The following is a 24,344-nucleotide window of genomic DNA, read 5'->3' as shown; positions in this document are numbered from 1 at the left end:
AAGAACGTTCCGTATATACTTTATTTACTATACTTTTAAAAGACGGAATGTTTCTTAACGCAACAGTAATAGTTGGTCATTATTATAATTATTCTGGTCCTATTGTAAGCTACCTCAGTTTAGAATTGCTTAATTGTCTAAATTATCGACACCAGTTTACACCGGATACTTTCGGTTTAACTGACTAAAACCCCAACTTCACATCCTGCGTCAAAGAATCGAGATATTTCTTTTTATCCAATTTATAAAGTATAGGAGGGCGACTCCTTGTTTTTGCTTTGGACTGTCCAATCTTGATTAGAATCTTGGACTTCAAAACCCGCTGACGAAAGTTGCCGCGATCCACAGATCTTCCCAAAATGGCCTCAAACAATTTTTGTAATTCGGGTATGGTAAAGATATCGGGCATGAAATTCGTAATCAAAGGTCTACTCTGGAGTTCTGAGCGGAGGGTCAATAGTGCTTCCGATACCAATTGTGCATGATCCATTGCCAATAGATTGCTTTCAAGAACATTTATCCATTTGACTTCTTTGAAAAATGGACCAGTTTCCAAACCGATCTGTTCTTGTCCTACAATACTATAATAGCCGATTGTAACAAAGCGTTGCGAAATCCATTTGACAAGCTCTCCGGGAAATCCGAGTGTAGAAAATCTACTGATTTCTTGGGCAAACTCACGTTGCGCAGCTCCGAATGTGCCGAACTGACTTAATAGAAGATTGTCCAGTTGGGTCTGTTCGAAAAGAATTCTTTTGGCGGCAAGGTCAATATCCTCGGTTTGACGGACAAAACCGCCGGGTATGGTCCACATATCTGCATGTACTTGTTGCACAACGGCCACTTGCAGTGCTTCCCCATCAAATCTAAAAATAACACAGTTGATGGATAATTGGGGAATGCATGAATTTAATTCCTCCCGAATAAATTCAAGGGTTTCTGCTGTGAATTGGGTCATTATTTATGCATAAACGATAGATTGCAAAACGAATATAATTGATAAAAATGTAAATGGAGTTCTTTTGTTATATATTTGAGTGAATTTCACTCAAATACTTAGTTCTATTAAGAATGACTAAACCGAAAAAGGGAAGGACTAAAAGGAGAATCCTTAGGGTTCTTGTCGTTCTAGGAATACTATTGGCAATTATCACAATTGCGGCCTACTTCATGTTCAAACCCGCCGAGGTAAAGGTTCTGGTTTTCTCGAAGACCGACGGTTATCGACATGAATCCATAGAATCGGGTATCGATGCGATTCAAAAACTCGGACAACAAAATGATTTTACGATTGAAGTCACAGAGGATGCCACCCTATTTAATGAAGCCAAATTAAAAGATTTCATGGCAGTCGTCTTTTTGAACACTACCGGCAATGTTCTTGATCCCGTGCAGCAAAGTCAAATGGAACGCTTTATTCAGGCTGGTGGGGGCTACGTCGGTATTCACTCTGCAACGGATACAGAATATGGTTGGCCTTGGTACGGCAAGCTTTCGGGGGCCTATTTTGACAGCCACCCTATGAATCCCAATGTACAGGAAGGTAAGGTTGCTGTTGTGCAGCCCAATCATGTTTCAACGGACTCTCTCCCTGAATCTTGGTCGGTTGCTGATGAATGGTACAACTATAAATCAATAGAACCGACCAACAATGTGTTGATTACTGTAGATGAATCGACCTATGAAGGCGGTACTAACGGCGCTAACCACCCAATCGCATGGTATAAGGAATACGACGGCGGGCGTTCCTTTTATACGGGGATGGGCCATACTAATGAGCAGTTTTCAGATTCGAAATTTTTAAGCCATCTATTAGGTGGTATCAAATACGCAATTGGGTTGGGTCAACCTGTTGATTACACTAAGGCTTATGCCGAACTCATGCCTGAGGAAAACCGTTTTGCCAAAACGGTCTTTACCCAGAATTTGAACGAACCCATGGAGCTTGATTTTCTATCGCCAAATGAAATAATCTTCATCGAAAGAAAGGGTGACGTTCATATTTATGATCTTGAAAAAGGTACCGATTCCGTCATTCACACCATGGATGTATTCTCAGGCTTGGAAGATGGACTATTGGGCCTTGCCGTAGATCCGAATTATAAGGATAACAGTTGGGTTTACATTTATTACTCCAAACCTGATGATGACAAGCAAAACCTATCACGTTTTGAATTAAAGGACAATAGCTTGCTGCTCGATACCGAAAAAGTCCTGTTGCAAGTAACGACACAAAGGCAAGAATGTTGTCATTCGGGAGGTTCTTTGGAATTCGGGCCAGACGGCTTGCTGTATCTTTCCACAGGAGACAATACTAGTCCGCGAGCTGATGGTTATGCGCCTATTGACCGTCGCGAAGGCAGAATGCCATGGGATGCTCAAAAATCTTCCGCGAATACAAACGACCTTCGTGGAAAAATCCTTAGAATAAAGCCGGAAGATGATGGCACCTACAGTATTCCCGAAGGAAACCTATTTGCTAAAGGAGAAGCGAAAACACGTCCAGAAATCTATGTGATGGGCAATCGGAACCCATATCGTATTTCGGTAGATTCGCGTACAGGATTCCTGTACTGGGGCGAGGTTGGCCCAGACGGAAACAATGATTCCCTGAATCTTGGGCCAAGAGGCTATGACGAAATCAATCAGGCGCAAAAAGCAGGAAATTTCGGTTGGCCTTATCTTATTGCTGACAATGAGGCGTATCACGCCCGTGATTATGTGGACAATACTACGGGAGCCGCTTACGACTCCTTAAAACCAATTAATGAATCCCCTAATAATACGGGATTACGTGAACTTCCACCATCGCAACCCGCAATGATTTATTATCCGTATGCGGTTTCAGAAGAATTTCCGTATTTGGGTACGGGATCACGGAATGCAATGGCTGGTCCTATTTATTATAGCGATGATTATCCCGATAGTGGTCGCAACTGGCCAGATTATTTCGATGGAAAATTGTTAGCTTATGATTGGATGCGGGGTTGGATATTCGCCGTGACCTTTAAAGAGGATGGATCGTTCGAAAAAATGTCGCAGATCGTTCCGAATATGAAATTTAACAATACCATCGATATGCTATATGGGCCTGATGGTGCACTCTATATTTTGGAATATGGCACAGGATGGTTTTCGCAAAATGCCAATGCTACACTTTCACGAATCGACTTTATAAAAGGGAATCGCGCGCCAAAGGCCGAAATCGCTGCCGACAAAACTATCGGGGCGGATCCATTGACCGTAAATTTCGCGGGAAGAAATTCCATCGATTATGATGGGGATGAGCTTTCCTATAATTGGACGTTCAGCGATACCGGCGAGGAATCGACAGAAATAAATCCGTCATATACTTTTACGGAATCCGGGAAATACAAAGTAAACTTGGAAGTAACCGACTCCGAAGGAAATACAGCGGAAACTGAAACCGAAATCATGGTGGGCAATGAATTGCCGGAGCTAACATGGGAAATTACCGGTGGAAACAGTAGCTTTTACTGGCCTGATTCTCCAATAGACGTCAAATACAAAGTAGATGTAATCGATGTCGAAGATGGCAAACTTTCCGACGGAACTTTGGATCCCTCGCGTGTGATCGTTTCTTTTGATTATTTGGCCGAAGGTAGCGATAAAGTGCTTGCGATGAAAGATCATTCCGACATGGCCGATGCATCTTATTCGTCTATTGGTAAAAGCTTGATTGGTAGGTCAGACTGCGTTTCTTGTCATAAGGAAAAGGAGAAATCAATCGGGCCTGCGTATCTTGATATTGCCAATAAATATGCTTCCAATTCGGGTGCATCTGAAATGCTGGCCGGAAAAATTATCAATGGGGGTAGTGGTAATTGGGGCCAAGTCGCCATGGCCGCACACCCTGATTTAAGCAAAACCGAGGCCAAACAAATGGCCGAATATATTTTGAGTCTTTCAGAATCGGCCACGCCCAAAAAATCGAAATATCCACCTTCGGGAAGTTACACAAGCGATTCGCATATCGGTAGCAAGACCCAAGGCACCTACATTTTGACCGCTAGTTACACAGATCAAGGCGGTGGCGAAATCGAAGGCTTGAATGCACAACGGACATTTCTGCTAAACTATCCAAAAATAGAGGCCGAGGATTTTGATGTAGGTTCGTCCCAAAAAATGAACGTTCCGGCCGGCACGGTACCTGATTTGGATGAGGCTTTGAGCATCGCTATTGGTCAAAAAGGAAAGTATTTTATGTTCAAGGATCTGGATTTGACCGGTGTGCTGGCCATAAAAGGAAGGTTTGCCGTAGCTGCCGGAATTATTAAGGGTGGCGATGTGGAATTCCGTGTGGGAGGTATAGATGGAGATTTACTCGGCTCGATTACAGTGGAAGTCGGTTTAACTGAATTTGGTCTGAAGGAGTTACAAACAAATTTCAACAAATCGGTGGAAGGAAAACAAGACTTCTATGTAGTGTTTAAAAGTGAAGAGAAAGACGAATCGACCATGGTCGGAATTGTTGATTGGTTCGAGTTTTTTAACAAGCCGCTCTAGTACTTTTTTTGCGTAAATGAAATAGATTTAGGAATGAAAAAATTCTTTAAAATTCTAGGAATAATAGTTGTTGTGCTGCTCATTGGGGCAGCGGTAGCTTGGTTTGGATTTTTAAAGCCCGAACCGCCACCGATTTCAGATGCCGATCGAGCACTGGTCAATCTAATGCCATTGCCTTCTGAAATGGAACTTGGCAATGGAAATTTTCTAATTAATGTTGATTTTGGCCATTCCCTAAAGGGTACTAGCAATTCGAAAATCGAAAAAGGCCTTGAACGCTTCTATTCTCGATTTGGAGAGATTACTGAAATACCTATTAAGAACAAAGAAGGTGTTGAATTGGTAATCGATTGTAAAAAAACCATTAAGGCATACCCTTCCTTAAATGACGACGAATCTTATTCCTTAACTATTTCCGATTCCAAAATAGAGCTGTCTGCGAATAGTGATACTGGCATTTTGTACGGATTGGAATCACTCTTGCAATTGGCAAAACAAGAAAATGGCGACTGGGTCTTTCCAGAATTGGAGCTAAAGGATAACCCTAGATTCCCTTGGCGTGGATTGATGATCGATGCTGGGCGACATTGGGTAAACAAAGAAACCATCCTTAGAAATCTAGATGCGATGGCTGCCGTCAAAATGAACGTCCTGCATTGGCATCTTACGGAATACCAAGGGTTTCGGGTGGAATCGAAAAAGTTCCCGAAACTTCACGAAATGGGTTCACAAGGCAATTTTTATTCCCAAGAAGATATAAAGGAAATTGTCGCATACGCTTCCGATCGAGGAATACGTGTTATTCCTGAATTCGATGTGCCAGGGCATACGACGGCTTGGTTTGTCGGCCATCCTGAACTAGCGAGTGCCCCGGGCCCTTATGTTCTGGATTCCGTATTCGGTATCCTCGATCCGGTAATGGATCCGACCCGTGATAAGGTCTATGATTTTTTGGATGTGTTTGTTGGCGAAATGGCCGAACTTTTTCCTGATGAATATTTGCACATTGGAGGCGATGAAGTGAAGACCGCTCAATGGGATGCCAATGATTCAATCCAAAACTTTATGAAGGAAAACAACATTGAAGATTCCCATGAACTACAGGCCTATTTCAACATCCGTCTTCAAAAAATACTGAAAAAGCACGGTAAAAAAATGATGGGCTGGGACGAGATTATTCATCCCGATTTACCCAAGGATGGTATAGCCGTACAATCATGGCGATCACATAAATCCCTTTGGGATGCTGCAAGATCGGGCAACAAGGCCATTTTATCCTCTGGATATTATCTCGACCATAAAAGGCCTGCGGCGTTTCACTACTCCGTGGATCCCATGCAGATATCCGGGGCCGTGACCATAGATATTGATTCCACCAATTGGAAAGGTTACGAATGCAAACTTTTTGTACAGGGTACGGAAATCGATGGTCATGTGTATTTCTTCGGGGAAGGCGAAAATCTTAGGGGAGTCATGAATTTTATGGACAGTGCAACTGATTTTACCAACGTTCAACTTGATGGCGAAACAATGAAATTCGAGGCTGAGGCCTCAGTGGGTACTATTAGTTATGAATTGATGAAAAAGGCCGATTCCCTGATTGGACAGGCCAGTATCGCCATGTTCAATATTGATGTAAAGGGAAAGCAAACCGGTGGCAGCGATATGACGAACGGGGAAGTCTTACCTAAATTCGAAAAGATTCAGCCCTTGACCAATGAACAGCAAAAAAACATCTTGGGTGGCGAAGCCTGCCAATGGAGTGAAATGGTCGATAACCGAACCATAGATTCCAGAATTTGGCCTAGGGCGGCCGTTGTGGCAGAAAAGTTATGGAGTCCACAGGTTCTGACTTCCAATGTAGATGATATGTACCGTAGGTTGATGGTGTTGGATGATGACTTGGTTCAAATGGGAATACAGCATAAGACCAGTGGGCCTGAAATCGTTCAAAGTATCGTTCAGGAACCCTACCAAAAACCCCTCCAGAATTTGGTGGATGTTTTACAGGAAGATGAATTTTTCAATCGCATGTTGATTTACGAGCCTCAGTTGTACACTAACACTCCATTGAACCGAATCGTCGATGCCGCACGGCCTGAAAGTTATGTAGCCTATCGATTCAATAAAGATGTCGATTTGTACCTTGAGACCAATGATCCTGCCGCCAAAGAACGTATTTTGGAAGAATTGCGAGTTTGGTCTAAAAACCATGAGCAATTGGCACCCGCTCTAGGAATTCCGGAAAAGTATATCGAGGATAGTCCGCTTTCGTTGAAAGAACTCCCTGAGGAAAATTCTCGTTTGAAAGAAGTTGAAGCACACTCAAAAAACCTGTCGGCACTATCCGAATTGGCGTTGAGCGTATTGAACGGACAATCTGTAATTAAAAATGACCCGGAGATGGATTCGCTCTTTATTGATGCAGGTATGGGTCATGGCGGCACCAAACTTCCGATTGAGTCAGGACTGAAAAAATTGATTCAACATAACCAGGAATAGTAGTATGAAACGTAAACTAAAAATCGCCCTAAAGATTGTTTTGGGATTGTTTTTACTGTTCGTAATAGCAATGGGCCTTTTTATCTATAAAGCGCGCTATGGATTTAATTTTTACGAAAGCGACCCGCCAGAGCTACCTGCGGATATGATCGGAAATACGATCCTGCTATTCTCTAAAACCAATGGGTTTCGACATGGCGAAGCGATTGATGCTTCCATTCCCGCTTTTGAGAAAATGGCCAAGAACAACGGATGGAAACTTTTCTCTACAGATAATGGTGCTGTTTTTAATCCAGAGCAATTGCAAAAATTCGATGTGGTCATCTGGAACAATTGCAGCAGGAAGGTTTTGGACGAGGAACAGCGTAAAAATTTCAAATCCTATTTGGAAAATGGAGGGGGCTATCTAGGCGTTCATGCCTCGGGCGATAATTCCCATCAATGGGAATGGTATGAAAAAAATGTAATCGGCACCCTGTTTTCACATCATTCGTTGAATCCACAATTTCAAATGGGAACAATGCATTTAGAGGAAGGAAATGCAACACTGACTAAAGCTCTACCGACCAAATGGGAGCGTGAAGAGGAATGGTATGTTTTCTATGACAGTCCGCGCGATAAGGGTTTCAAAGTTCTTTACACATTGGATGAAGGCAATATGAACATGAGCGGAAACATTCCACTTTTGGCTTCCGATAAGGATTTTGGTATGGGCGACGACCATCCTATCGTTTGGTATAATACGGTTGGCAAAGGTCGGGTGTTCTATTCCGCCCTGGGCCATGCGGGTAGTGCCTTTGAAGAACCCGAACATTTACAAATGCTTGAAAACGCGATTCAATGGGCCGGAAAATTCAATGACGAATAGAAAAATAAGAATATCCTAACTTAAAAAAAACACATGAAAAAATCGATTGTTAATCTATTGGTTATGGCATTTATTATGTCAGGGGCGATCTTATCCGTCCAAACCGAAAATACCCGTGGTTGGCCTAATAATTAAGCTTTAAGGAGTTTGATAATAGGTAACATTTAAACACATAGAAATGAAAAAAGTCTTAAAAATTCTCAAATACGGGCTATTGGCCATACTAGGAATTCTAATTGTCGCTTTTTTAGTGATTTACACAAAAATGGCATTGGCATCAAGTAGTAATTTTGATTTGCTTGGCGAAGAGGCGACTTCTAGTACCCAAAACGGAATCTCGTTTAGGGATTTGAATAAAAATGGAAAATTAGATGTCTATGAAAATCCAAAAGCATCTCTAGAAGACCGTGCTAACGATCTCGTATCCCAGATGACCTTGGAAGAAAAAGCAGGATCCATGTTCGTCAATATGATCGGTACGACCCCTGACGGGGAACCTATGGAAAAGCCTGTTTTTTCAACGGACCCAATGACATTGATTATGTCCTTCATGCTGCCGTCCAATTCGGAGATGATCGCCCAAAAGAAAATGAACAGCTTTAATATTCTGACTTCCATAGATGCCGATCTTTTGGCAAAATACAATAACAGCGTACAAAAAATGGCCGAACGCACGCGTTTGGGCATTCCCATAACCATTGCCTCTGACCCTCGGCACGGCACCGAAAATAATCCGGGAGCGAGTTTGTACACTCCGGCATTCTCGCAATGGCCTAGTTCTTTGGGCCTAGCCGCAACAAGGGATACGGTATTGGTTCGTGAGTTTGCGGATATCGCAAGACGGGAATATACGGCTGTCGGTATACGTTTGGCACTGCACCCAATGGCCGACTTGGCAACTGAACCAAGATGGGGTAGGTCGAACGGTACTTTTGGCGAAGATGCGCATCTTTCTGCAATGATGACGAAAGCGTACGTCTTAGGATTTCAAGGCGATTCGTTAGATCAAAATGGGGTCGCCTGTATGACAAAACACTTTTCTGGGGGAGGCCCGCAAGAAAATGGCGAGGATGCCCACTTTCCATATGGCAAGAACCAAGTATATCCAGGAAATAATTTTGACTATCACGTAATTCCATTTACAGAGGGGGCTTTCGAGGCAAATACGGCCCAGATAATGCCTTACTATGGAATTCCGATAGGGCAGACCAACGAGGATGTGGCTTTTGGTTTCAACAAGGATATCATAACCACATTACTTCGAGATTCTTTAAACTTTAAAGGGGTAGTTTGTACGGATTGGAACATCATTACCGATTCACGAATGGGCGAAGGCCGTGCATGGGGCGTTGAAAACTTAACTCTCAAAGAGCGGGTAAAAAAGGTAATCGATGCGGGTTGCGATCAGTTCGGTGGCGAAAGTATACCAGAGCTCATTGTGGAATTGGTAAAGGACGGAGCCATTTCCGAAGACCGCATAAATATTTCCGTCAAGCGGATTATGCTCGATAAGTTTCGTTTGGGACTTTTTGATAATCCTTATGTAGACGAAAAAGAAGCGGCGCAGATTGCCGGAAAAAAGTCTTTTCGTGAAAAAGGAAAAATTGCGCAGAGCAAATCAATGGTGCTATTAAAAAACGATGGATTGCTTCCCCTTAAAAAAGGAACCAAGATTTATGCCGAGGGAATGCTGACCCCGGAAGTCATCAATACAGATGGAGCGTTAGTAGACAACCCTCAAGACGCCGATGTTATCTTAAAAAAGATACGAACACCTTTCGAGCCACGGGATGAGTATTTTCTGGAAAGTTTCTTCAATCAAGGAAGGCTCTATTATTCATATGAAGAAAAAAAGGAACTATTGGATCTGATAAATCAAAAGCCTGCGATCGTAGTAGCAAATCTAGAACGCGCTGCTATTTTGACGGAAATCGATAAGGCTTCAAGTGCCCTTTTTGGAGAATTCGGCACTAGCGATGAAGTATTGATGGATGTACTTTTCGGAAAAGTGAATCCCTCGGGGAAATTACCTTTTGAGCTTCCGTCTTCTTGGGAAGCCGTTGAAAACCAAAAAGAAGATGTTCAATATGATTCCAAAGACCCACTATACCCTTTTGGGTTTGGGTTGTCTTACAAGTAACTACAAATCATGATATTCTTTAATTTGAGAATTGAAGATGTTTAGACAACCTCGCCAAACCTTTATGGGATTTGGGCTATGAAATCTTGATTTATAGTATGGTATTTTGTGATTCCCAATGTAAACTATCTTTTTGATCTCTTACTGATTACCTATATATGGGCGAGGTATCAATATGTTATTTATTAATGTCGCAAAGTCTTGTTTTATCAGTAGTGAAACATTCATTTAATTAAGTAATGCGTGGGTTTTCTCCAAGCCTCTGCGGAAATCGGGCAAACCTTTCACTCCAATCCTCCCCATACGGACACGCTTCGCTGGCCTGTATGGGAAGTTTTTCCGTTCCAGGTTTGCCCGATATCCTCGATGCCGCGCAAAAGAACAAGCGGCGAATAGGCCGCTTGCCCTTTTTTCTCCCTGACCACAAAAGCTTAGGATGTGTCTATCCAACTGATACCTCATAACGAATTAACGTGTGATTTATCGAAATCCAAGGCCTTGGCTAAATAGAAAACATATCTTATGGGTGTATAAATCATTTTATGGAGGTGGTCGTTTTACATAAGGAGGCTTTTTATGCCCTGTTCAAAAAGGTGGTCGAACACGTTGAGGCCAATAGAAAGGATACCGAGGATAAATGGATCGATGGGGCGGAGGTGATGTCCATACTCAGAATAAAGTCCACGACCACATTGCAAAAATTAAGGGACGAGGGAAAGATCAGATATTCCCAACCTCAAAAGAAAATTATCCTTTATGATAGGGATTCCGTTATGGAATATATCGAGAAACACGCACGGGAAACTTTTTAATCATGGAAGAAGAAATCAAAGTAGACGAAAAATTTAAAAGTTCCTTTAATCTGGGCTACCGTGTGGCAAAGGAGTTGAACCTAGAAACGCACATTCTTCAGAACCAAGGGAAGCTATTATCAAAAAATCCGATGCATATGGGTATGCAACAATTTATCGATGAAGCCAAACTATCCATAAATATCAAGAAGAACGAATCGTTGGATGTAAGCAAGGACGATATGCTTAAAAGGAAGAAAGGTAAATCCCGTGGTAGAGGACCGAGCTTGTAACTGCAGGAAGATTCGATAAAAATCAATTTATTTCTGAGCAGTACATTTCCATTATTTCATAGATATCCCCATAGGTATATTTATCAACCAGCGAAAGATCAAATTCACTTGCGAAATTACATAAGAGCAGTTTGAGTTCTTCCATAACATCCTCCTCCAATCCACTAGCATTGGGTTCATAGATTTTATAGGCAAGAGACCTGCCAAATTCCATATCGAATTTCTTTTCCGAATAGGTATCACAACCAGCTAAATAATCCTCGAAATAGCACATGTATTTTTGGTTGAGGCCCCAAAAGTACAGCGAGGTAAGTTCATCTTTTTCAAGGCTGTTTTTGAATCGCCACAGCATTTCGAATAGTCCAAGTCTGATTTCATAGGGCAAGTCAAACTCATAATGGTTGACGCTTCTGAACAAGTCCGTAATAGTATTATCATTTGATAACGGTTCGAAGGAAAAAGTCATCAAAAGTTTACGAAGAACCGACTTTTTAAAATAGGTTACCGTAGCCGAATTGACCTCTTTTGTAATGAACATTCTGTCGCTAATACTTATCAAAGTGCTTTAAATTTTCTTGTAGTTTACATTATAAGATTTTGATATTGTCCAAAGATACCGAGTACAGATTTTAAAGAATTACGTAATACTCTTTTTAACTTTTTTTATTCATCCAAGCATACCCAAGCCGCTGCGGAAGTCGTACAAAAACTCCACTCCAATCCTTCCCGTTCGGACATGCTTAGCCGGTCCGTCCATGAAGCCTTTCCGTTCCGGTTTTGCACGACCCCCTCGCGGCCGCGCAAAAGTCCAAGCGGCGAAAAGGCCGCTTGCTCTTTTTTCTCCCTACCCACAAAAAACTTGAACACTTCCGTATTTTTTTGCATTATTTCAATACCATATTAGACCAGATAAATTTTATATCTGTACCCATTTGAATCCATATGGACTTATCTGATATTATGGGTTAAATAATTGAATATAAGATAGTTGTAATAGAAATCTATAACTTATATTTATCCGTGAAACGGATAGCGAGGTGTATTCTAAGTAACTTAGAATCGTCTACTTCTGACGAAGTGTTTTGCCCTGAAAAGCAACGAAAATGGAACAACAGAAAAGAGGTCGAAAACGATTGGGAAACAAGAAGCGATACCATAACGTAATGCTTAGGTTCAACGATACGGAATACGACAAATTGAGAAAAATTTGCGAATCCTATGGCTTGGATATTTCCAAAAGGGGAACGATAAGTCCGTTACTCAGAAGATTGATTTTGCAACAAGGGTCAGAGGAAAAGGATAGGCTTCCCGACACTTCTAACCTTGCCTATCATTTCAACAAAATCGGAAACAATATCAACCAACTGGTCAAGCTTGCACACCGTAAAAATCTGCGAAGCCCTAACAGTAGTTTGCAAAACGAAATACAAATAACCAATGAATTGCTTTACCAACTTTTGGAAATCATAAACGAAAAATAGGAATGATAGCGAAGCTGATCTATGGCGATACCTGTCAGGGAACGTTGAAGTACGTTCTTGGAAAAGAAGGTATGCGAATAATGGGGTACGGCAACACGTTTTCCCAAAGCATATCGCCAAAGTTCTTCGGGAGCGTCCTCCATTTTCAGGGACAGCGCAATGCCACCAAAAATCGCTATGCGCACATCAGCTTGAACCTTCCCCATGGGGAACACCTAGACGACAATACTTTCCTAAAGATTTCCATGGAGTATATGGAGAATATGGGCTACGGGGAGCAGCCCTATGTCGTAGTCAGACATACGGATACCGAGCATGAACACGTCCATATTGTAACGACCAACGTAAAGGAAAATGGACAGGTACTAGGTATCTTCAATAGCCATAGAAGGAGCATGGCGACACGGCAGCATTTGGAAAAAAAATATGGCCTGTACGAAGCTCCGACAACAAAACGGAAAGAGCAACTTCCGATTCACAGATTACCCGAACTACAGTTCGGCATGGATGCTGAAAAGGGAACGAGGTATTACTTACAAGATGTACTCAATAGCATCAACCAAAAACATAAGATGCGGAGTTTCGATGAACTGGCAAGATTGGTCAAGCCCTATCACATTGAAGTAAAGACCACAAAGAACGAAACGGGAAGGATAGGGGTAAAGTACGGACTGGACAACCAAAAGGGATATCGAACAAATTTCATCAACGGCTCCGAGGTACACCATAATCTAAGCGGCCCGAAACTACAAAAGGTATTTGATGTACATTCCAAATCGAAGCTGTTGCCAATGCACCGGAAAAGACTGCTGAAACAGATAGAAACAACCTATGACCTTTTTCGAACCATCCATCCACAAGAACTCGGTGAAGTCCTAAAAGAATATCAGGATATCGACATAAAACTGGACAAGAAAGAAGAAACCACTGAAGGATTTACCATCTATGACAAATCGATGTATGTTTTCAGGGCAAGGGAACTTTCCCGAAACATCCGAATGCAAAACCGTTTGGATATTTTCGGTAACGACAACGCACCCACGCAAATCGATACCGAAAGCAAGCAGTTCAAATTGGAAATGCAAAAGCTGATAAAAGAAGCATTGACCACATCATATCTGCAATCCTCCAAACAACAAGGACTACTTTCGGAGCATATCATGACCAAGAACTTCGGAGATATCTTACCGAGCTTGATGGCCTCAAAAAAACATAATTTCCTGGAACGTTACCTCCAAAGAAATCAAAGGACGGAACTCAGGAAAGCTTTAGGAAATACCTTTCCGATGGTCAGGCAAAGATTATATGAATTGGAAACCAAAAAGGAACAGGAAACCTTGGAAAGCAAATTCAAGCTCATTGGTAAGGTATTAAAAAATAAAATCTTCAATGTCGGCACGGAGCAGGGAAGTGTCCGTCTCTTGTTCCAAGCGTTGGGCGTAAAGTATCATGATAACCAATTGTCCTTTACGAATTCGGATAGACATACGATTCCTGTAAAACTGGGCAAGCTATCTTTTCCGAAGGAAATGGAAAACTATGTATCCACGGGCTTTGTTCGGCAAAACCATTTGATGTTCCAAATGTTGACGGAACAATCTTCTGACAACAGTCCCAAACTGACGGCGACCGCTATGTTCTTGCCGATGATATTCCCCAAGCTCTATAAAAGAATGAACCCCGAATTCAAAACGCAGTACGAAAGCTTGGCATTAAGTGCTTATATAAAGGATGCCGAACGTAGGCATTCACCATTTGAAAAATCGGCAAAGGACTATATCGCCCTTTTCAATGCTAAGGGGTTCTATTTTACAATAGGTGAGGAAGGCTTTAAAATCAAATCCATTTATACGCGCAACGAATCAGCTCATACCTTGCCCAGAAGAACAAGCCTTTATTTGAGTTCAATTCCTAATTTGACCGAAACATTAAAAGAACAGCGACCCGTTATCAATAACTTGGTTGAAGATGGGAGGAACAGGCTCGAAAACCTTTGGTCAGGACATCTTATGGAAAGAGGCGTGTATAGTAAAGTGGCCTTTATGTTAACGGCCGAAAAAGTCTACCCGAACTTACATCGTGAGATGGTGCAGCACCATATGGATAATGGTCTTCGTGAAAGTATAATCGTGGCATCCGAAAGACAATCCAGTATCCAGCAAAACTATGTACTGCGCAAAGGTGCTTATGCTATCAGTTCAATATTGGGCGGTAGCAGTACAAAAACCGAAGATATGTATAATGGGTTCAAGGACGAGTTTACTGATTTTACAAAAAACAAGAGGAAAAGTAGGGGTATGGGGCTTCCGTGTTAAATTTAATAGAGGTACTTTCGGTAAAGGATTTTGCGCCCTGACGGGCGCTTTTTTGTGGATAGGGAGAAGAAAGAAAAGAATCTATTTGCTAGGACAAATAGAAAACCAAAAACCGCTTTCTGCTCATTTGGATAATTCCGAGATCAACCCCCGACATAACTAAGTTTATGGTAGTTATAATTGAACTAGTCTATTTCCTATGATGATGTGATTTTGGCATTTATTTCGTCCAGTATTTTCTCTGAAACGCTTTTTCCATAATGCTTTTCTGTTACCTGAACACTAGAATGCCCAAGGCCCGATGAAATTTTGCGGATGTCGATACCCATGTCCAAGCCGATGTTTGTCCAAGTATCTCTTATGGTATATGTAGTTATCTTTTTTTCAATCCCTGCCAATTTCGCAATTCTTTTAGCATACTTATTGAATGTTTTGACCTTTCCATTATTTACTGTATGTAATCTTTCGGGCGTTGTATTTTCTGGAATTATAGGAAATAGGTACTCGTCATCATTTTTGCCGTTTAGGTAATACCCAATGATTTTAAGGGATTCTTCATTTTGTAGAACGCTAAAGTAATCTCCTTCATAAATAGTTTTTTTACGAAAATATTTGATGCGATTGTCGTTGAATTGAAAACGTTTTAAAATGGCCATGTCAAAATGGTTCATGCCCATGTTGTTGAACATAAACAATAAAAAATTGCGGGTATCCCATATCGAAGTGCGAGCTTCTAATTTTAACTTTCTGATAGCGTTGATATCTTCTAAACTTAGAGGGGCAGGTGCATTCTCATGACTTTGCTTTTTAATACTCGACAACGGCTTATGGTCTTTTAGGTCTTGATATGTTTTTCCTGCATCGTTCATAATGGCCTGTAAGCTCCTAAGGTGTATAGCGGGCGTATTTTTTGATTTATAGCGGTTACTCATGTATGCCTTAAAATCTTTTGAAAAGGCGTAGTCCATGGCCTTGATTTCCATATCCAAATCATTGTAATCATCGAGCACTTTTAATTTGCCGTCCTTTAATTCAAAAAGTGTTTTGATTAAAACCGTATCATCCTCCCCTTTTAGACTTTTACGGAATTTGATCAAGGCTTTCAGAGCGTCTTCGTAAGAACTTGCTGTGGAAAAACGTTCTTCAAGTCGAAGCCGATTAAGATAGACCGCACCATGATTGAGTATGGAATGTGATGGAGATTTCTTGAAGAATATTCGTTCGATTTCAGATTTCAACTTTTTTATCTCCCAATTCTTTATTTCGCCTCCATGCTCATCCATCCATAAATCGACATCCGAATAAATTTTTCGGGTGCGCTTGGTATGTCTTGTAGCGTTCATGATTCCAGTTATCTTTCCGGTTGAAAAATCATACTGATTATCTTTCAAATGTAAATTGAAAGGTATATCACGTGTTTTTCTGTCGTGCCCTAGACGCAATACCAAAGGATATTTTTTATCTTTAGTTTTGTGATCTGCCCGTTTATCAAAGGCTATCTTGATTGTGGCCATAATTATCAGCTTAAAAAAGTGGCGTGCTTTTGGCGTGCTTTTTTTGATTTTAAATGGTTTGTATTGATATTAAAGATAAGTAAAATACCCATAAAATGGGCATTTCAAGGCATATAAAACCATATGGAACCATAAGTAAACCGACTGTTAATCAGAGGGTCCTTGGTTCGAGCCCAAGAGGAGGAGCTAAAAGCGACACCTGGCCATCCATGAAAATGGGTGGCTTTTTTCGTAGAGAACTTGGGGGAGAAGCCTGTGCCGAGCGTAGCCGAGGTAAGCCCAAGAGGAGGAGCTAAAAGCGACACCTGGCCATCCATGAAAATGGGTGGCTTTTTTCGTAGAGAACTTGGGGGAGGAAATTAATGGTTGGTTTGGCAGCATTAGAAGACAACTCTAATTTGCTGGGATCGCGTTTTCAGTCTGGTAAATGTGTTAAGCCCCAAACTGCCTTAAATGATGGTCGGTATGTTTATAAGCCAGAATTCCAATTTGTTCCTTTGTCATTTTTCCGAAGAAGTCGTGTACAAAGTCAGGATTATCATAATTGTCAAAGGCTTTAATCAATGAAATCCATTTTGCCTTCTCTGTATCCAAATCGCCGCTTATTTCTTTCACTTTGAACTGAACGGAAGTCGGAATATTTTTATCCAAAGGTTTTTCGTCTTTTACCATATTCTTCAACACCCTTTTTCCGAATAGTTTTCCCATAAAAGACTGTGTGTAGCTATGCTTGTCTTGGCCCAATATCCAGCCATTCCAATAGGTGTTGTGCCTGACCATTTGGTAAACGTTCATTTTGCCCCATTGGGCTTGGTCGGTTTCATTGATTTTTTCGATTCTTTCAATTAGGGCCTCCTTGATTTTCTGGTCAAAAATTGTTTTCATTTTTCTTTCGCTATAAGGGGCCGACTTACAATTACAAATTTTAAATACTAATTAACCGCTTCTACATAGCGTTTGAAATTATCCAATATGGCCTGCCAACCCTGTCGCTGCATATCCTTTGGGTTCTCGCTCTCTGGTTCAAATGTTTCCGTAACCCTAATACCATTTACTGTTTCTACAAAATGGATGGTAACCTTTCTGCCATCGTCAAGCGTATATGAGATATATTTGTTAGGGATCACCTCATCATATGTACCCCCAAAATCAAAGCCCATACTGCCGTTTTTGGCCTCCATCCTTGAACTGAATTTGCCACCTACTTTTAGGTCATTTTTAGCCTTGGTGGTATGCCAATCGTCAGAAGCGTTGTTCCAATTTTTGATATGTTCCGGTTTTGTCCAAGTTTTCCAAACCGTTTTGATATTGTTATTCACGGTTGAGGTAATGCTGATTTTATCGGTTGTTTTCATACTGGATGTGTTTTCTTGGACTCTAAATTTCACAATTTTTTTTATCAGTTCAATTGGCAGGGTTTCGCCCAACGGGAATTGCACAGATCCTTTGCCCTGTTTATAAATTGACAATTCTTTTTTGATTGCCGAGTGACCCGTAGGAGTGGCATAGAAGCCTATATGTTTATCGAAGGCGGCAAAGTAAACCAAGGGTTTGCCTCCTAGTTTATAAGCCGGCATTCCGTAGCTAATACCTTCCTCCGCATGTGGCGCAACTTCCCTTATTACCGCTCGTATGTTTGTCAATAGGGTCTGTTTCCCCCTGGGGAACGCTTTTATATACTCATCGACTGTTTTTATTTTATCGGTTTTCATAATAATTAGGCCATCGAATGTATGCCGAACATATTACCTTCGGTATCATTGGCGAGCACCATAAAACCGTAGTCCCCAAGTGATACTTTGGACTTATGGACATTTCCTCCTGCGGCCGCTATCCGTGCTTCCTCGATACTGCAATCCTCACTGGCAAAATATACGATGGTACTGTTGTTGCCGGCCTTAAAGCCTTCCATTTTGACCAGTGCGCCCGAGGCACTATTCTTCGATTCCATATCGCTTGGAAACGCTAACATTTTCATGCCATCATCCACAGCATCCGGCGTTGGAAGTTCGTTCAAGGTCAGGTCGAATACCGTTTCGTAAAATTTTTGTGCTCTTGGTAGTTCGTCAACATAGATTTCGAACCATACTACGGGATTTGTTTTCATAATGAATTAATTTAAGGGATTGTCTTAGGTGCTATTTTTCCGAAAGTTCCTTTACCTTTTCAAATGCTTTTGGCCATACTTTCACAAAATAATCGAGATATTCATCAGCTATATCCATGGCAACTAATAGCATTGTTTTGCCTTCTTTGTCTAAAAGGGAGTAGTTTTCCATGGCGCCTTTCCATTCCTTTACTTTTTCGCTCGTGGTATCCTCCACACCGTTCTTTGCAATGCCCAAATGTTCTATGGACATAAATTCATTGGGTCGGTTCTTAGCGATTCGGGAAACCATTCCCCCTCCATCGGCGCTAAGAAAATGCACTTTGCTGCCTTCCTTCCAATCGGTCTCGGCACGGGAACCTTCCCCAAAAGGGGCCGTCCATTTGGGGTAGGTGCTATCGCCCCATAACACCTTCCAAACTTTTTCCCTAGGGGCATTGATAGTCGTTTTAAATTCTTTTCTTTCCATGATTGAATTGTTTTATTGTTTAGGCATTTTCTCCGGTTCCATGTATAACATGCTCCAACGGTGGCCATCCAGATCGGCAAAGCTTAGAATGTACATCCAACCATCTACTTCGGTAGGTTTAAAATAAACATTGCCGCCAGCTTTGGTGACCTTGTTGGCGAAAGCGTCTACTTCCTCTTTCGACTGCGCATCGATGTTTATGAGCATCTCATTGCTTTTGGCCGTGTCGGTAATTTCATTTTGGGTATAATTTTTTATGTCCCCTTCGGGAAAAAGCATCAAGACAAAATTGCTGTCACCAATCAAAAAGCTACCCAGATGCCTGACCTCTTTATGCATGGGATTTTCACGAAAGCCTATGTCGCGAAAGAACTGCTTCGATTTTTGAAGGTCTTTTACAGGGAGGTTGAGCCAGATTGTTTTCATTTGATTTTGTTTAAAGGTCTGTTTTTTGAGCTATAACGTAGCAGGGTGTTTCCGCAGTCAAAGGTTCTGGATTCGAGTAACTCCAATTTCATTTGGTTTCTAACTTGGAACAGCGAAGTACCTTTCCCTAGAACGACCGGATTTACAATCAACCGAAATTCATCGATCAAACCGTATTCCAAAAAAGTCGAAGCGATATCGGCACCGGCGAACAAAACCAAATCCTTACCTGTCTTCCTTTTTTCCAACTGTATTTCTTCGATTACATTTTGTTTGATCAACCTTGAATTCCATTCCACTTTATCCAAGGTTTTTGAGAAGACTATTTTAGGGGTTCTGTTCATAATATCGGCAAATTCCCCAGTTTCAAAAGGCCAGTAGGTCAGCATTAGTTCATATGATTTACGGCCATATATAAACGTATCCACGGTTTTAAAAAAATCCATCATATAATCGGACATTTCCTCGTTCCATACATGCCAATCGATTTCCCCATTCGATCCTTCGATATATCCATCCAAGGACATCATCATCGACAATATTACTTTTCTCATATAATGGGTATTAATGATTTTCCGAACACACCATTCCAAAGATAAAGGGGTTTTTTGAAATCTAAAATGGGTAATTACGTCAATCTAACGGGTTGATTCCGACAAACGTTTTAATTACATTTGCAATTCAATAATAGCAGATAAAATGAAACACGTATCCATAATAGTTCCTAAAGGTCATAGTAGTGTGGTCAACATCGGGGGTACCCATCAGATGCTATCTTGGGTCAACGAATTTTTAGAAAAGACCAATAGGGAACCACTTTTTGATATCCATTTAGTAGGTCTTGAAAAACAAACGGAGCAGTCAAACGGTCTGTTTACGGTCAATCCGGATCTATTGATCGATGAAGTAGTAAAGACCGACCTGATTATCATTCCCGCCATACATGGCGACTTTGAGAAGAACCGCGAAACCAATGCCGCATTTATTCCATGGCTGATTGCGCAGTATAAAGAGGGAGCGGAAATCGTCAGTCTTTGTGTGGCCTCCTTTTTTCTGGCATCTACTGGGCTCCTAGACGGAAAAAACTGTTCTACCCACTGGCAATATGCCAACGAATTCCGAAAGAAGTTCCCGAATGCAATCTTAAAAGACGATAAGATCGTGACCGATGCCGATGGCATTTACACCAGTGGTGGTGCCTATTCGTTTACCAATCTCGTCATTTACCTCATCGAAAAATATGCGGGGCGCGAAACCGCCGTGATGGCCTCCAAGGGTTTTATGATCGATATCGACCGCAGCAGTCAATCCCCCTTCATTATTTTTTCAGGGCAAAAATCGCATAAGGATAAAGAAATACTACAGGCACAGGTATTTATTGAACAAAATTTTAAGGATAAGATTACCGTTGACGAGCTCTGCCATAAAATGGCCGTTAACCGTCGGACTTTTGAACGACGTTTTAAAAAAGCGACCGCCAACACTGTGGTAGAATACCACCAACGGGTAAAAGTGGAGGCGGCGAAAAAGGAATTGGAAAAAGGCCGTAAAACAGTCAATGAGGTTATGTATGAAGTCGGTTATTCAGATCCCAAAGCGTTTCGTGATGTATTTCGAAAGATTACCGATATGACACCTGTGGATTATTTAAAGAAGTATCGGAATGTGGAGGTGACTGTGCATTAATAAACTATCATACAATTTCAACTTCTTCTGGAATCATGAATAATAGCTCACAGCCGTTTTCGGTTCGCACGGCATGTTTGCAGTTTTTTGGGGTATGGAGATAATCCCCAGCCTCGAGAAATGACTCGTTTACGTAACAATCCCCTGTAATTACAAAAAGTTCTTCCCCGCCGGGATGGTTGTGGTACGGGTAGGCCGCCCCGGGTTCGAATTTCAGAAAGATTGACGGCGACCTTTTAGATGCTTCATCATACCTCAGCGACTTCACAAAAATGCCTTTGTAATGGTGCCCGTTTTCTATCAATGGCTGCCAATCTGTTTTATTTATATTTACAATATAATCTTCGATTGCTGTTTTCATTTTCGTTAATTTAAAGATTAATAAATATTCGATACTTCAAAATTAGGTAGGAACGAAGCTCGGATAAATGGAAAATCCTGTGAAATGGCTGCAATAATTAAGAAATTGGGGCTGAAATTACTTTGCTAGGCTTTTTTGATATTCCGTTGGAGAGAGCCCGGTGTGGTTCTTGAAGAATTTGGTAAAATAATAAGGGTCGTCAAAACCCAGTTGATGGGCCACTTCCTTAATGAAAAGTCTGGGTTCGTATTGAAGGATCCTTTTCGCCTCGGAGATAATGAGGCCATAAATGACTTTTTGTGCCGTTTTGCCCGCATGCAGCTTGGCCTGTTCGTTCAATTTCAATTCGGTGGTCTTCAATCGCGCTGCTATCTTATTTAGGGAGTAGTTATATTCAAAATTATTACGGACAAATTCTAGAAAATGCAAAAATAGTGCCTCGGGTTTCCAAATTTCGCCCCCATGCTCCAATTTCGCTCGATTGATGTCGACTAGGATCAGTTCGATCCGCGAATGCACCGTGGTCAGGTATTGAAAGGGTTTTTCGTTGAGCTCGGTTTTAATCATTGCCATTTGTCTTGAGATTGCCGGGTGGCCGGCAACATTTATCACTTCATTATAATCGAAATGACAAAACAGGCTGTTCTGAAAGATGAGTTCGATATCGTGCTCCGTTTTGGCAAAGAAATCAAGCGTAAATTCGAGTAAAAAGCCCTCGGCACTTTCAGTATGCGTGAAATGGTGGTACTGTCCCGAAGTAATGGTCAACACTTCGTTTTCCTTAAGCGTTATTTCCTTTTCGTCAACCTGCAGGGTCAGTTGCCCTGTTTCACAAGAGACCAGCAGGTATTTATTGACCCGTTGGGGGCCAATGGCCTTGATATCCTTTATGCTTTGAATGTTGACCATTGGTGTAGCGCAATGAAAAACGTTACTAAAGATAAAGGATAAATCCTGAGTTCGTTAATAGTGTTTTCTAAAAATCGGGATTTTAGTCTTCTGGAAAAATAACTCTGGAAAAGAACGCAAAGCGCTTACCCTTACCTACTATCTTTATAATGGTCGTTGAGACCGACCCCATTAAGAATTTTAGGCATACATTTCGCGATTCTTGACGCCCGGGTCTTGGATTGCTTGGGTGCAGAAAAATATAAAAGATAACCTCTTTGCCGACCTGGTGTCAACGATTCAAAGGCGGATTTTAATTCGGCATTTTCATCCAATGCCTTTTTAAGTTCATCGGGCATCCCAAATTCGGAAGTTTTTTTCATTTTTACCTGCAGTCCTGCTTTTTCCACCTCTATGGCTTCAAAAATATGGGCTTTGATTATAGATTTTAAATCAATTATTTCCTGCAAAGTAGTAAACCGAAGTTGTCGGGCGGCTTGTACGTTTTTAGTCTGTTGCACTAATAAGTTTTCTGCATTACTTAACAAAACACCCTTAGGAAAAAGTAAAGCACAATAGTCTTTGAATCCATGGATCAAAACAATGTTGTTGTTTTGAAACGTATAACAGGGAACACCCCACTTCAATTCTTCGGTCAGTCCACACTTAAGAACAATAGATCTCAAGGCTGCATATTCCTTTTGCCACTTCGTGTCTTTATTGAAAAACCAATCAACCTTAGCATTCATTTTGCATTATTTTTTTTGACTTCATTAATTTTTGCCTGAACTTTTAGGGTTTCCTTTAGTACGGCGACCGGTACTTTTTGGCCGAACTTTATTTGAACGGTCTTTTTCCCTGTTTTATAACCCTTTTCTTCTAGTATTTCACGGTTTTTGGCGTGCAGCGTATCCAATCCTAGACTAACATGGTGCTTTGCCACTGAAAACCCTGCAAGAATGCCGTGATATTTATAGATGGGCACATTCCAGCTTATTACTTCTTCCGCTTCGGGTACAGTAGATTTTATCAAATTCCGAAGCTCTACCATAATCTCACGGGCTTGGGCATTCGAATTGGCAATATAAGAATCAACATCTTTTGGTTTTAGCTTTTCCATTTTAATGGGTTTTCGGTTGCCTGTTACGATGGTTTTCGGGATGATTTTTAGGACCGAAAGTTTCAAATACCAAGATACTACGCTTTTGTCTAAAAGTAATAATTGAAAGAACACCTTGCCAATAAAATTTCAGCTTGCCGATTTTAGATAAGGTGAAAAGTTTTCCTTTGTATATGAATTTTGAATACATCCGCTTATTTCTATGGCATTAAAATCATTGGATTTGTTGAACATCGTTCCTTGTACCTGTGCTGAAAAACCATCAATTAATGATGTTATCTATGCATGCTTAAGGAATTAGGAATACATCAATAGTATCCATCTAATTCAATTTATCCTTGAAAAGTAGGTTCGGAATCACTATATTGCCCTGAATATCGGATGTTTACCGAATATGCAATAGAATAATTGTACCGGTAATCAGTGTAGAATATCGATTGTTGCCACAACAATCAAAGTAATTTTTTCCATTAAAACATAAGCACGATGTCAAAGAATCAAAAAGCTGTTATCAAGTTACACGGAAGCCAAGAATCCGATTCAAAAATAGAAGCGATTAAGAACCTCATTTTTGGGGATCATATCCAGGCCTATGATGCGGAGTTCGAAGTACTTAAACAAGACATTCTCAATAAGAAAAAGGTATTGGAAGACCTGATTGAGGAAGTAGGTTCTGATTTGCGAAAATCAATTGATGATGTTTCGACCGATGTGAATATTAGGATTACGGATTTGGAAAAGAGTTTGGCCAATAAGATCGATGATTTGGAGGATAAAAGCGTGGGTAAGGAAACGCTTGGGAAATTGCTCATCGAATTAGGCAATAAAGTCAGTAACAAATAAATAGACCTCAACG

Annotated in this window: 23 protein-coding genes; 10 read left to right on the top strand and 13 right to left on the bottom strand. The window is 41.1% G+C overall.

From position 1 onward, the window contains the following. Nucleotides 1-184: 184 nt before the first annotated feature. On the bottom strand, nucleotides 185-958 hold the full coding sequence (locus tag HPE63_RS06705; RefSeq protein ID WP_188313485.1) for an NUDIX hydrolase: 774 nt from the start codon (nucleotides 956-958) through the stop codon (nucleotides 185-187). 113 nt (nucleotides 959-1,071) lie between these two features. Here HPE63_RS06705 and HPE63_RS06700 point away from each other — a divergent pair, with 113 nt between their 5' ends. The 6 genes from HPE63_RS06700 (at nucleotide 1,072) to HPE63_RS06675 (ending at nucleotide 11,121) form a co-directional block, all read left to right on the top strand. Beyond that, complete coding sequence (locus HPE63_RS06700; RefSeq protein WP_188313484.1) at nucleotides 1,072-4,527, top strand: ThuA domain-containing protein; 3,456 nt, start codon at nucleotides 1,072-1,074, stop codon at nucleotides 4,525-4,527. A gap of 33 nt (nucleotides 4,528-4,560) precedes the next feature. Beyond that, nucleotides 4,561-7,029, top strand: coding sequence for a beta-N-acetylhexosaminidase (locus HPE63_RS06695; RefSeq protein WP_188313483.1), 2,469 nt, complete (start codon nucleotides 4,561-4,563; stop codon nucleotides 7,027-7,029). 4 nt (nucleotides 7,030-7,033) lie between these two features. After that, nucleotides 7,034-7,897 (top strand): ThuA domain-containing protein, encoded by an 864-nt coding sequence (locus HPE63_RS06690; RefSeq protein WP_188313482.1) that lies wholly within the window; start codon nucleotides 7,034-7,036, stop codon nucleotides 7,895-7,897. Nucleotides 7,898-8,075: 178 nt separating this feature from the next. Beyond that, complete coding sequence (locus tag HPE63_RS06685; protein WP_188313481.1) at nucleotides 8,076-10,037, top strand: glycoside hydrolase family 3 protein; 1,962 nt, start codon at nucleotides 8,076-8,078, stop codon at nucleotides 10,035-10,037. A 542-nt stretch (nucleotides 10,038-10,579) separates the two neighbouring features. Further along, nucleotides 10,580-10,849, top strand: coding sequence for a helix-turn-helix domain-containing protein (locus tag HPE63_RS06680; RefSeq protein ID WP_188313480.1), 270 nt, complete (start codon nucleotides 10,580-10,582; stop codon nucleotides 10,847-10,849). Nucleotides 10,850-10,851: 2 nt separating this feature from the next. Continuing rightward, complete coding sequence (locus tag HPE63_RS06675) at nucleotides 10,852-11,121, top strand: hypothetical protein (protein ID WP_188313479.1); 270 nt, start codon at nucleotides 10,852-10,854, stop codon at nucleotides 11,119-11,121. A 22-nt stretch (nucleotides 11,122-11,143) separates the two neighbouring features. On the opposite strand, the gene HPE63_RS06670 is transcribed toward HPE63_RS06675, so the two are convergent. Next, nucleotides 11,144-11,659, bottom strand: coding sequence for a hypothetical protein (locus HPE63_RS06670; RefSeq protein WP_188313478.1), 516 nt, complete (start codon nucleotides 11,657-11,659; stop codon nucleotides 11,144-11,146). A gap of 565 nt (nucleotides 11,660-12,224) precedes the next feature. Between HPE63_RS06670 and HPE63_RS06665 the strand changes: the two genes are divergently transcribed. Both HPE63_RS06665 and HPE63_RS06660 read left to right on the top strand, forming a co-directional pair. Then, a complete protein-coding gene (locus HPE63_RS06665) occupies nucleotides 12,225-12,602 on the top strand; it encodes a hypothetical protein (RefSeq protein ID WP_188313477.1) in 378 nt (125 codons plus the stop codon). A 2-nt stretch (nucleotides 12,603-12,604) separates the two neighbouring features. Further along, nucleotides 12,605-14,917 carry a relaxase/mobilization nuclease domain-containing protein gene (locus tag HPE63_RS06660; protein WP_188313476.1) on the top strand — a complete coding sequence of 771 codons (2,313 nt, stop codon included), beginning with the start codon at nucleotides 12,605-12,607 and terminating at the stop codon, nucleotides 14,915-14,917. A gap of 197 nt (nucleotides 14,918-15,114) precedes the next feature. Here the strand turns inward: HPE63_RS06660 and HPE63_RS06655 are convergent, their stop codons facing one another. The 7 genes from HPE63_RS06655 to HPE63_RS06625 all read right to left on the bottom strand — a co-directional run bounded on the left by HPE63_RS06655 (nucleotide 15,115) and on the right by HPE63_RS06625 (nucleotide 19,987). After that, complete coding sequence (locus tag HPE63_RS06655) at nucleotides 15,115-16,431, bottom strand: tyrosine-type recombinase/integrase (protein WP_188313475.1); 1,317 nt, start codon at nucleotides 16,429-16,431, stop codon at nucleotides 15,115-15,117. A 432-nt stretch (nucleotides 16,432-16,863) separates the two neighbouring features. Further along, complete coding sequence (locus HPE63_RS06650; RefSeq protein ID WP_188313474.1) at nucleotides 16,864-17,316, bottom strand: DUF1569 domain-containing protein; 453 nt, start codon at nucleotides 17,314-17,316, stop codon at nucleotides 16,864-16,866. 47 nt (nucleotides 17,317-17,363) lie between these two features. Next, nucleotides 17,364-18,143, bottom strand: coding sequence for an SRPBCC domain-containing protein (locus HPE63_RS06645; RefSeq protein ID WP_188313473.1), 780 nt, complete (start codon nucleotides 18,141-18,143; stop codon nucleotides 17,364-17,366). A 5-nt stretch (nucleotides 18,144-18,148) separates the two neighbouring features. Beyond that, the gene (locus tag HPE63_RS06640) at nucleotides 18,149-18,538 is read right to left on the bottom strand and encodes a VOC family protein (protein WP_188313472.1); all 390 of its coding nucleotides are present in this window, start codon (nucleotides 18,536-18,538) and stop codon (nucleotides 18,149-18,151) included. A 31-nt stretch (nucleotides 18,539-18,569) separates the two neighbouring features. Continuing rightward, nucleotides 18,570-19,007: an SRPBCC family protein gene (locus tag HPE63_RS06635; protein ID WP_188313471.1), complete on the bottom strand. Its 438-nt coding sequence runs from the start codon at nucleotides 19,005-19,007 to the stop codon at nucleotides 18,570-18,572. A 12-nt stretch (nucleotides 19,008-19,019) separates the two neighbouring features. Beyond that, nucleotides 19,020-19,433 carry a VOC family protein gene (locus HPE63_RS06630; protein WP_188313470.1) on the bottom strand — a complete coding sequence of 138 codons (414 nt, stop codon included), beginning with the start codon at nucleotides 19,431-19,433 and terminating at the stop codon, nucleotides 19,020-19,022. Then, nucleotides 19,430-19,987, bottom strand: a complete 558-nt coding sequence (locus tag HPE63_RS06625; RefSeq protein WP_188313469.1) for a dihydrofolate reductase family protein — start codon at nucleotides 19,985-19,987, stop codon at nucleotides 19,430-19,432. Before HPE63_RS06625 ends, HPE63_RS06630 begins: the two co-directional genes overlap by 4 nt. A gap of 145 nt (nucleotides 19,988-20,132) precedes the next feature. Here HPE63_RS06625 and HPE63_RS06620 point away from each other — a divergent pair, with 145 nt between their 5' ends. Beyond that, the gene (locus HPE63_RS06620; RefSeq protein WP_188313468.1) at nucleotides 20,133-21,119 is read left to right on the top strand and encodes a GlxA family transcriptional regulator; all 987 of its coding nucleotides are present in this window, start codon (nucleotides 20,133-20,135) and stop codon (nucleotides 21,117-21,119) included. Nucleotides 21,120-21,126: 7 nt separating this feature from the next. Here HPE63_RS06620 and HPE63_RS06615 read toward each other — a convergent pair whose 3' ends face one another. The 4 genes from HPE63_RS06615 to HPE63_RS06600 form a co-directional block, all read right to left on the bottom strand. Then, nucleotides 21,127-21,480 (bottom strand): cupin domain-containing protein, encoded by a 354-nt coding sequence (locus HPE63_RS06615; RefSeq protein ID WP_188313467.1) that lies wholly within the window; start codon nucleotides 21,478-21,480, stop codon nucleotides 21,127-21,129. A gap of 117 nt (nucleotides 21,481-21,597) precedes the next feature. After that, entirely contained in the window at nucleotides 21,598-22,389 is a 792-nt protein-coding gene (locus HPE63_RS06610) for a helix-turn-helix domain-containing protein (RefSeq protein ID WP_188313466.1), read from the bottom strand. A 131-nt stretch (nucleotides 22,390-22,520) separates the two neighbouring features. Continuing rightward, entirely contained in the window at nucleotides 22,521-23,117 is a 597-nt protein-coding gene (locus tag HPE63_RS06605; RefSeq protein WP_188313465.1) for a YdeI/OmpD-associated family protein, read from the bottom strand. After that, the gene (locus tag HPE63_RS06600) at nucleotides 23,114-23,488 is read right to left on the bottom strand and encodes an iron chaperone (protein ID WP_188313464.1); all 375 of its coding nucleotides are present in this window, start codon (nucleotides 23,486-23,488) and stop codon (nucleotides 23,114-23,116) included. Before HPE63_RS06600 ends, HPE63_RS06605 begins: the two co-directional genes overlap by 4 nt. A 486-nt stretch (nucleotides 23,489-23,974) precedes the next feature. Between HPE63_RS06600 and HPE63_RS06595 the strand changes: the two genes are divergently transcribed. Next, nucleotides 23,975-24,331, top strand: a complete 357-nt coding sequence (locus HPE63_RS06595) for a fructose 1,6-bisphosphatase (protein ID WP_188313463.1) — start codon at nucleotides 23,975-23,977, stop codon at nucleotides 24,329-24,331. The last annotated feature ends 13 nt before the right edge of the window (nucleotides 24,332-24,344 follow it).

Origin of the sequence: Maribacter arenosus, assembly GCF_014610845.1 — a bacterium.
In the GTDB taxonomy this organism is placed as follows: domain Bacteria; phylum Bacteroidota; class Bacteroidia; order Flavobacteriales; family Flavobacteriaceae; genus Maribacter_A; species Maribacter_A arenosus.
This window is presented reverse-complemented; position numbering and strand designations above follow the sequence as displayed.

Excerpts from the sequence above, each read along its gene's own strand:
- HPE63_RS06665 (WP_188313477.1), top strand. The coding sequence starts at position 12,225 with ATGGAACAACAGAAAAGAGGTCGAAAACGATTGGGAAACAAGAAGCGA.
- HPE63_RS06615 (WP_188313467.1), bottom strand. The coding sequence starts at position 21,480 with ATGAAAACAGCAATCGAAGATTATATTGTAAATATAAATAAAACAGAT.
- HPE63_RS06640 (WP_188313472.1), bottom strand. The coding sequence starts at position 18,538 with ATGAAAACAAATCCCGTAGTATGGTTCGAAATCTATGTTGACGAACTA.
- HPE63_RS06695 (WP_188313483.1), top strand. The coding sequence starts at position 4,561 with ATGAAAAAATTCTTTAAAATTCTAGGAATAATAGTTGTTGTGCTGCTC.
- HPE63_RS06620 (WP_188313468.1), top strand. The coding sequence starts at position 20,133 with ATGAAACACGTATCCATAATAGTTCCTAAAGGTCATAGTAGTGTGGTC.
- HPE63_RS06660 (WP_188313476.1), top strand. The coding sequence starts at position 12,605 with ATGATAGCGAAGCTGATCTATGGCGATACCTGTCAGGGAACGTTGAAG.
- HPE63_RS06670 (WP_188313478.1), bottom strand. The coding sequence starts at position 11,659 with ATGTTCATTACAAAAGAGGTCAATTCGGCTACGGTAACCTATTTTAAA.
- HPE63_RS06700 (WP_188313484.1), top strand. The coding sequence starts at position 1,072 with ATGACTAAACCGAAAAAGGGAAGGACTAAAAGGAGAATCCTTAGGGTT.
- HPE63_RS06690 (WP_188313482.1), top strand. The coding sequence starts at position 7,034 with ATGAAACGTAAACTAAAAATCGCCCTAAAGATTGTTTTGGGATTGTTT.
- HPE63_RS06635 (WP_188313471.1), bottom strand. The coding sequence starts at position 19,007 with ATGGAAAGAAAAGAATTTAAAACGACTATCAATGCCCCTAGGGAAAAA.
- HPE63_RS06605 (WP_188313465.1), bottom strand. The coding sequence starts at position 23,117 with ATGAATGCTAAGGTTGATTGGTTTTTCAATAAAGACACGAAGTGGCAA.
- HPE63_RS06595 (WP_188313463.1), top strand. The coding sequence starts at position 23,975 with ATGTCAAAGAATCAAAAAGCTGTTATCAAGTTACACGGAAGCCAAGAA.
- HPE63_RS06680 (WP_188313480.1), top strand. The coding sequence starts at position 10,580 with ATGGAGGTGGTCGTTTTACATAAGGAGGCTTTTTATGCCCTGTTCAAA.
- HPE63_RS06610 (WP_188313466.1), bottom strand. The coding sequence starts at position 22,389 with ATGGTCAACATTCAAAGCATAAAGGATATCAAGGCCATTGGCCCCCAA.
- HPE63_RS06600 (WP_188313464.1), bottom strand. The coding sequence starts at position 23,488 with ATGGAAAAGCTAAAACCAAAAGATGTTGATTCTTATATTGCCAATTCG.
- HPE63_RS06655 (WP_188313475.1), bottom strand. The coding sequence starts at position 16,431 with ATGGCCACAATCAAGATAGCCTTTGATAAACGGGCAGATCACAAAACT.
- HPE63_RS06685 (WP_188313481.1), top strand. The coding sequence starts at position 8,076 with ATGAAAAAAGTCTTAAAAATTCTCAAATACGGGCTATTGGCCATACTA.
- HPE63_RS06675 (WP_188313479.1), top strand. The coding sequence starts at position 10,852 with ATGGAAGAAGAAATCAAAGTAGACGAAAAATTTAAAAGTTCCTTTAAT.
- HPE63_RS06645 (WP_188313473.1), bottom strand. The coding sequence starts at position 18,143 with ATGAAAACCGATAAAATAAAAACAGTCGATGAGTATATAAAAGCGTTC.
- HPE63_RS06650 (WP_188313474.1), bottom strand. The coding sequence starts at position 17,316 with ATGAAAACAATTTTTGACCAGAAAATCAAGGAGGCCCTAATTGAAAGA.
- HPE63_RS06630 (WP_188313470.1), bottom strand. The coding sequence starts at position 19,433 with ATGAAAACAATCTGGCTCAACCTCCCTGTAAAAGACCTTCAAAAATCG.
- HPE63_RS06705 (WP_188313485.1), bottom strand. The coding sequence starts at position 958 with ATGACCCAATTCACAGCAGAAACCCTTGAATTTATTCGGGAGGAATTA.
- HPE63_RS06625 (WP_188313469.1), bottom strand. The coding sequence starts at position 19,987 with ATGAGAAAAGTAATATTGTCGATGATGATGTCCTTGGATGGATATATC.